The 2,080-nt window shown below is 66.6% G+C and carries 1 protein-coding gene; it reads left to right on the plus strand.

Translation table 11 applies throughout. The annotated features are described in order from the left end of the window. On the plus strand, positions 1–2,080 hold a 2,080-nt coding region (gene addA / locus PA598K_RS18545), incomplete at both ends, for a helicase-exonuclease AddAB subunit AddA (protein WP_260405487.1).

Below are 2,080 nucleotides of genomic sequence, written 5' to 3' on the forward strand. Positions count from 1 at the left end.
CGGCAAGCTGAAGCCGCTGCGCGGCGATGATGTCGACAAGTCGCTGCAGGAGCAGGTCAAGGCGCTGCGCGAGCAAGCCAAAAAGCTGATCGGCGAGCTGAATGGCGAGCTGTTCGGGCGGACGCCGGAGGAGTTCCTGGCAGAGCTGCACGAGGCGGCTCCGCAGATGAGGGCCTTGGCCGCTCTCGTCATCGACTTCGCCAAGCGCTACGAGCAGGCGAAGCGGGCCAAAGGACTGCTCGACTTTGGCGATCTGGAGCATTACTGCCTGCGTATCCTGCGCTCGCCGGCCTCGACGCCGGAGCGTTCGCTGCCGTCGGCGGCTGCGCTCGAGTATCGCCGTCAGTTCGAGGAGATCCTGCTCGACGAGTACCAGGATACGAACCGGGTGCAGGAGGCGATCGTTGAGCTGATCGCGAGGGAAGCGCCCGGCAACCGGTTCATGGTCGGCGATGTGAAGCAGAGCATCTATCGCTTCCGGCTGGCGGAGCCGGGGCTGTTCCTGGCCAAATACAAGGCGTACGAGAACGGGTCTGCGGGAGAGGGCTTGCGGATCGATCTGGCTCGTAACTTCCGCAGCCGCGCCCAGGTCGTCGATGGCGTCAACGACGTGTTCCGGCTGATCATGCGCGAGAGCGTCGCGGAGATGGATTACGATGCCGCTGCCGAGCTTGTCTGCGGCGCTTCCTACCCGCCGGCCGGCGAGGGCGGCGGTCCGTACCGCATCGAGCTGGCCGTGCTGGATCGTACGGAGCCGGAGCGCGCAGCCGAGCCGGCCGAGGAAGAGACGGAGGAGGAGGGCGCTGCGGTCGATGCGGCCGATCTGCAGACGGCGCAGCTCGAGGCTCGCTATATCGCGGCCCAGATCCGCAGACTGCGGGACGGCGACGGGATAGCGCCGCCCTTCCGGGTGTACGACGGCAAGCGTCAGACCAGCCGCCCGCTCGCCTGGCGGGATATCGTCGTACTGCTGCGGGCGACCAGTCAATGGGCGCCGATCCTGATCGAGGAGCTGCAAGCGCAGGGGATCCCGGCATATGCCGAGCTGAGCACCGGCTACTTCGATGCGATCGAGGTCGAGGTTCTGCTCTCGGTGCTGCGGGTGATCGACAATCCGTATCAGGACATCCCGCTTGCCGGCGCCTTGCGCTCGCCGATCTTCGGCCTAGACGCCGAGGAGTTGGCGATGATCCGCGTCTATGGCGTGAAGGGGTCCTATTATGAAGCGGTGCAGGATGGCGCCGCCAATCTGCTGTTGTCCGAGGCGACCCGGGACAAGCTGTCGCTGTTCCTGGCGCGGCTCGAGCTGTGGCGCGAGGATGCGCGGCAAGGCTCGCTGGCCGAGCTGGTATGGCGGATCTGCCGGACGACGGGCTACTACGACTTCGTCGGTGGTCTCTCCGGCGGCATGCAGCGTCAGGCTAATCTGCGGGCGCTCTACGACCGCGCTCGCCAATACGAGCAGACGTCGTTCCGCGGCTTGTTCCGCTTCCTGCGGTTCATCGACCGGATGCGGGAGCGCGGCGGCGATCTGGGCACTGCGCGCGCGCTCGGCGAGCAAGAGGATGTCGTGCGCATCATGTCGATCCACCGCAGCAAGGGGCTCGAGTTCCCGGTCGTCTTCACGGCGGGACTGGGCAAGATGTTCAACATGCAAGACCTGAACCGCCCCTTCCTGATGCACAAGGAGCTGGGCTTTGGTCCCCGCCATGTCGATGGCGATCTGAGAGTGAGCTACCCGATGCTGCCGCAACTGGCGATCCGGCGCAAGCAGCGGATGGAGCTGCTGGCCGAGGAGATGCGAATCCTGTATGTGGCGATGACGCGCCCCAAGGAAAAGCTGTTCCTCGTCGGCACCTTGTCCGGCGCAGCGGCGCAACTGGAGCGGCGCCAAGCCTCGGGCGGCGATACGCCGGTCCCTGACTTTGCCTTGGCGGCGGCGCGCCGCTTCACGGACTGGCTGCTGCCGCTGACAGACCGACTGCCTGCGGAGGAGCTGGCGCTCGCGGGCGGTGGCGCAGGCTGGAGCTGGTCGCTGCAGCCGGCCTCGCTCTACGTGATGGAGGCGGCGGCAGCCGCC

It is taken from the genome of Paenibacillus sp. 598K (assembly GCF_003851045.1).
GTDB lineage: Bacteria > Bacillota > Bacilli > Paenibacillales > Paenibacillaceae > Paenibacillus_D.